The following is a 5,660-nucleotide window of genomic DNA, read 5'->3' as shown; positions in this document are numbered from 1 at the left end:
CACAAAAAATCTGACAGTCCCAATCGGAATGAACCTATCCATTTTCTGTCTTGCTCACATGTGAGCGAGGAGTGAAAATCTGGGCAAGCTACCTTTCGCCCTTGCGCGCCAGAATTTTGCAAAATCAGCTATCGCCTACTCCCTCCATTTCTCGCAGGTGAGCGGATCAGCGTAGCGTCAGCGGGCTTGGAAAATTTTTCTGCCTACCTCTGGGGCTATAGATATCAGCCGCCACGTTGTGGCGGATGTCAAAAATCCTCAAAGGGTAGGAGACAGAAAAATAGCTCGATCTGTGACAGGTGCGATGAGTATCAGCCCCATATTGGTTAGGCTGCTATCAACTGATAGCGGTCAGCTTACCCTTGGGCCGACCATCCTTTTTTGACCACGTACGGCCAAATTTCAGGGAGGAAGAGCACTCTAGGCGAAACCGAGCACTTCGTAGAAACCCCCATCACAAAACTCATCTGAGTCGGCTAGGGCTAGCACCAAAGCGCCTCGCCAGTCATTGGCACCATTCGTACGAGCGATCGATTCGGCGGTGCGAAGCAGATATGCTCTAACTCCGGGAGCGCCCCCTGATCTGAAGTTGTCGGCCAATCCAGTTTCTTGATCTTGCAAGTAATTGGTTATTTGCGCGACATACCTTTCGTTTAGCCTAAAGTCTCTAAGGTGTTGCCTTAAACGTTTTGTCAGTTCATTGGTCATTCCGGGGCGTCTTTCGATCCGGAATACGACGGTCAATGCGCCGTCTGAAATCTCAACGTCAGCCACCAAAAAATCATAGGCTGAGACATCGTCGAGGTATGCATGGATATGATATTTTTCTTTTACAGAAGGAGGGGTTCGTGGCTTGTGCCCATTGCACTTCGAACATGATGGTATCAAGTTCAAAGCGAATACGCTGAAACATTTATAGTGTTTTTTTGGGAGGTGATGATCTAGGTCGCGTATTTCCCCAAACCCGCAGTAGGGGCATTTTAGCGCGCCCTTCTTTAACGCCGTCCGAAGTAGGGATAGTTGACCCTTGTCGGATACCTGTGCGTAAGCAGCCAATAATAAATCTCTAGAGCCATCAGACAAGAACTTTGTCTTCCAAACTGGATTAGGCTCACCTAGTTCATCCTCGTACTCATCGTACAGTTCTAAAATTCTGAGTTTGTCATTTTCGGATACCCCAGATCCTGCGCCTTCAGGAAAAAGTAAGTCTAAGTCGGAACGAATAGATGTTAAGCTGGGTTTAGTCAGGTTCCACACTATTTCTTCGTCCTTTTCTGAAAAGCGCGTTTGCTCATGCTGTATGACCTCGCCTGGTGGCTCATTTGACCATTTAGGAATAGTTCTTCCAAGTCCTCTTGGTCATCCAAACGATCCACTAGATCGTCCAGAACCCGATGGTAGTCAGTTGCCTCCGGGTTGAGCCCAAATACTTCGGATGTTATAAGTCCAATGCTTTCCCCAAAGGTTTCGTTGCCAACGCCCTCTACAAAAGCCCAGTCACCATCACGCTTGATAACTCTTACATCTGCCCCTAGCGTTTCTTGAACCACCACTGGGGAGTGGCTGGCAATGATGCAGAACGAGTTATTATTCGCCATTATTGCCCTTACAGCGTGCATTAGGGCGGCAAGCAAGGGGGGGTGTAGGTGCGTTTCAGGCTCATCAAATAACACCAGCGAAGACGGTACCGTCACAGCGATGAGACTAGTAACTACGAGTGCAGCAATCTTATGTCCGGTGCTACATTTAAGGAAGGTTGAAAGGATAATTTCTTTATCCCAGTCGTCTAGGTCGTGATCTGATAGCTCATCAAATGCTGAACCTTCGAGAAGGCCTGCGAGCAAATTATTTAGGATGCTGATCTTAGTAGTGTCGGTTATTTGAGACAGATAGAGGTAGAACTCTTCCGCGATTTTTTCAATAGATTTAAGTCGAGTAGCTCCTTGTCTATCGGCATCCCCAAAAGAACTAGCTTCGCTTTCCGCACCCTTTGCAATCCTGGATCCTTCAGCTTTCAAATCTCTGAGACCAACATAGGCAAACCTACCGGTGCCGGAGGCCATCTCATCAAGTATCTTTCTGCGATTTCGCGTGTTTGATCCTGGCAAATGAAAGCTGTCAAAGGCGCTGAATGAGATGGTCACAATACGTGGGAACCCAATTCCGGCAGGGGTTAATGTGCCGAGCGAGGTCATCTCTTTTCTTTCCGCTATCGTAGCGAATGCTAGTCGCGCGATGCGGGCTAGTACGGTGCTTTTTCCTGAACCATTGGCGCCTACGAGCACTGCCATGCGTGCGGGAAGGATCGATCTTCGGTGCCGGTACGGCTTCCGGTTTATAAATGCAAAATTCAGTGGGTTCAGCCAGTTACCAAATTTCACTGAAAAGGTTAGCTCTTCACCTGGAAGCTCTGTGTAATCTCCTGTCACCAAGCCATAGCTGATCTTTAAATACTTGTCGTCCTTGCCATCTCGGAACAGAGAGGTCGTCCAGCCGCGTTCGTTTCGAAATTTATCTTGTAATGCTTGGTCATAAACAACATCCCGTAAACCGGTTAGTGCTTGCTCTCTCCTACGCTCTGGAAGTTGTCCCAGTCGTTCATAATAGTCTAAAGACTCTCCGACTGAGCAGAAGTCATCGTCCAGCTCGTTGAAGCTCTCATTAACATGCGACCTCTCATCATCGACTTGTCCCAGTTTGAGAATTTTCACAGGCCCTATATGATCTACGATACGTTGTCCGTTTTTATCTAAAGTTACATAGGACAGGTGATACTGTGTCCTGAACCCATAATCGTCCCACTTATCCTGTTCAAGTACAAAGGCGGGTAGCCCGTCCTTCGGCCAAGTTCCATTTTGCTTCCTGATTAAAAACTTATACCGCATGGTTCAATCCTTTGCTTCCTACGATTGAGAATTTGAGATGTCTTGAAGACAAGATACCAAATTGCTCCCTCAATAGGCCATCAGAAGAATGGCTGCGTTGCAACGCATTTACCTGGTTGCTGCTCTGCGACTGAGAGGGCAGCAATGCTCTGTCTCATGCTCCGCGCTCAATTCTGACCAATGGCACGAGAACGGGCAGTTACGGCTTGTTTTTTGGAAAGTGGCCTGGAAGGCTATTGCAGCGCATTTGTGAGGCTTGTTATTCGTTTTGATAGTGCAACATAGATATTGCTAAGTTCCAGATCGATCCAAAACCTATTGCTTGAATCCACGAAAAGGCACAGCAGCTATACAAGCATGCAGAGGCGCCTAAATGGGATTCTGGCGCCTCCTCGTTGCTTCTGTAAAAGTGGTCACGACTCGGCGTCAGAACAGAATATTGTGCTTGGTTCGGCATTCGCCAGTTGGATGCCTATACGGCGGTTTACCATTTTTTCTTAGCGGCTTTCCTAGCTTCTTTTTCGATCCTACGTCGCTCAGCACGATTCATTGGGGTGCTAATCTCGTACTCCCCCAATCCTCCAGCCCCGAAGCTAAATGGCATCGGAAATTCGCGACTGATCCCGCCGAAATAGCGAGTTTCGTTGGCCGGGGTCTGCAAAATGTCTAGCTCCTCCATCACTGCCTCCCAATGTGCCGACTCCTCCGAGCTCAACCCGTCAGCAAGCTCGACGTAAAGGAAGTCTTGCGACGCGGCTGCTTCAGAGAAAGGCTCAGATGCGATGCCAATGGCTTCGGTCAAGTGAGGGTGTCGGATTTTCATGCCGTGGCAGTACGCGAGCAGTATGTCAGTGCGTAGCTCCCGGTATTCCTGATACCCATGATCCGGCGTCATTGGAACCGTCAGGAACACGTATCCTCTGGTCTTCGTGTCGTTGCTAAGGATCATGCGTGCGAACTTATTGCCGGGGACGCTCTTCGATAATGCGTAGCGAAAGTGGCTTGCGAGCTCGCGCCTTCCGAGTCGCGGCTCGGACGCCAAGGCGCGTAGTATTCGCTCATGGTCGATGGTTTCTGGCTCCACATGGGGAAGGCCGATCGCTGTTCCTGCGCGAACGAAAGCGGCTTGATACTCAATGAGAGCGTCCCACATGTAGCTGCCCTTGTCGGCCTCACGCTTGACCATTCTTTGGGGGCTTGAGCGATATGCCCGCCAGTCACCCTCGCCAAGTACTACGCCATTCGCACCTAAAGGCACTTTCGGCAAGGCGTGTCTACCGTCCTCGATCGTGCACATGTAGTGGGCGAGCAGTTCTTCCTCCCCTGCGATGTCCATTATGACGGCGTTTGCCCCGAAATAGAGCTCTTTGCACGACAGGTAGCCAACGAGATCCGGGACGGTGTCCAGTTCTTCAAGAAGCGTATCGACCGTTACCTCATCCAGTACGTGAACGAAGCGCTTGCCTTTCAATGGAAAACCGATCTCGAAAGGGTGATCGTAATGAGCACGCTCTTCAAGCGTGCTATTAAGCATCAGGCTACCACTGCTTCCGCCCCCGTAGTAGTCTGCGGCTGCCCTGTGCCCGCCCCGCGTGACAGCTATGAGAAAGTATCGCGCTGATGGTGGGTCAGGCAGCTTTACTGGCAGCGCTGTTTGACATGATTTGTCTACGAACACGCGGCCCGGGAACCGGCGTAAAAAGCTCTCGGCCCCTGCAAGCTGCTTGACTGACTTCTCTATCGCCCGCTTATACCAGCGAGGCCAAGCAACCTTGATATCTACGTCAGTCTGAAAGGCGCAGTGCTTGTCCGAGAACAGGAGCACGTCATTGCCGAACACAACCAAGAGGTCTACCAACTCCTTCCCGTCACCCTTGCCGTTCGATCGACCTTCGTCGGTGTAAACATTAGCGTAGCTCCACAGACTTAAAAACGCTTTGTGGGCAAGACGTGCTAGAGAGCGCTCCGACTCGGTTGTACCGTCTGATTCAGCTGCTTTCTCCCAAGCGGTTTTATGGTTCATCCAGCGTTTCCTGATGTGTGTTTATGACAACATATCCGGCCTTGAGTCACCGCGTGCATCATGAACATGAGAACGACGTTGACACACCTCAATCTACAGCCTCGCAAGCCCGGATGCCCCTCCCGAATCTGATGATGGCAATCTGTATTCATACCCGTCATTATCATCAAATTGCGGCGTCGTCATGCGGACTCCATGCGAGCATTTGACGGACGTGTTGGCTATCCCAGGGAATGGATCAGATGTCTTCATCTTTAGTAACCGGGCCTTCACTAACTGAGGTCATCGACAAGCTCCTAAATCAGTCTCCGCTTAACGAGTTCGTCAAATGCGTTCAGGATTTGCACGCTCAGCCGGCAGACCTGTCCCCCAAGCTTGCTCTCCTGCATGTACGGTTCCAAGAAGACATTCCCAATACTCTTTCCTTGGCTGACTTCCTCAGCAGCCAAGCGGTTAACTATGCCTTGAGCCGAAGACGTCGTGATGCGTACATGGCGCAGCTCGCCTCTGGGAAAAATGGCGACCTATCATTCACAAGCCAAATTCACAAAGCGGTAAAAAATGCATTTATTCAGTTTCGAAAGGAGTACCCATCAAGGGCGAGCGAGGTAGGGGAAGTGCTCGCCTACTGCATCGCCGTGCATCATCTGAACGCGGCACAACTCGTGGCCAAAATGTCCTTGAAGACCTCCACAAACATGCCAGTCCACGGTCTAGATGGAATTCATGCTTCCCCCCGGTGTCAGGATAGT

At 50.3% G+C, this 5,660-nt stretch carries 4 protein-coding genes; 1 reads left to right on the top strand and 3 read right to left on the bottom strand.

The features are described 5' to 3' along the window. Positions 1 to 420: 420 nt before the first annotated feature. The 3 genes from ABJ99_RS07050 to ABJ99_RS07040 form a co-directional block, all read right to left on the bottom strand. Positions 421 to 1,257 (bottom strand): HNH endonuclease signature motif containing protein, encoded by an 837-nt coding sequence (locus ABJ99_RS07050; protein WP_054085215.1) that lies wholly within the window; start codon positions 1,255 to 1,257, stop codon positions 421 to 423. After that, the gene (locus ABJ99_RS29015; protein ID WP_230080988.1) at positions 1,257 to 2,885 is read right to left on the bottom strand and encodes an ATP-binding protein; all 1,629 of its coding nucleotides are present in this window, start codon (positions 2,883 to 2,885) and stop codon (positions 1,257 to 1,259) included. Before ABJ99_RS29015 ends, ABJ99_RS07050 begins: the two co-directional genes overlap by 1 nt. Before the next feature lie 484 nt (positions 2,886 to 3,369). Next, positions 3,370 to 4,908, bottom strand: a complete 1,539-nt coding sequence (locus ABJ99_RS07040; protein ID WP_054085214.1) for a hypothetical protein — start codon at positions 4,906 to 4,908, stop codon at positions 3,370 to 3,372. Between the two features lie 242 nt (positions 4,909 to 5,150). Between ABJ99_RS07040 and ABJ99_RS07035 the strand changes: the two genes are divergently transcribed. Then, positions 5,151 to 5,660: HamA C-terminal domain-containing protein (locus ABJ99_RS07035; RefSeq protein WP_122234929.1), on the top strand; the 510-nt coding region annotated here is incomplete at its 3' end.

It is taken from the genome of Pseudomonas syringae pv. cilantro (assembly GCF_001293775.1).
GTDB classification, from domain to species: domain Bacteria; phylum Pseudomonadota; class Gammaproteobacteria; order Pseudomonadales; family Pseudomonadaceae; genus Aquipseudomonas; species Aquipseudomonas syringae_P.
The sequence above is the reverse complement of the archived record's forward strand: the minus strand, read 5'-3'. Positions and strand labels throughout refer to the sequence as shown.

Coding starts and splice junctions, on each gene's coding strand:
- ABJ99_RS29015 (WP_230080988.1), bottom strand. CDS start 2,885: ATGCGGTATAAGTTTTTAATCAGGAAGCAAAATGGAACTTGGCCGAAG.
- ABJ99_RS07040 (WP_054085214.1), bottom strand. CDS start 4,908: ATGAACCATAAAACCGCTTGGGAGAAAGCAGCTGAATCAGACGGTACA.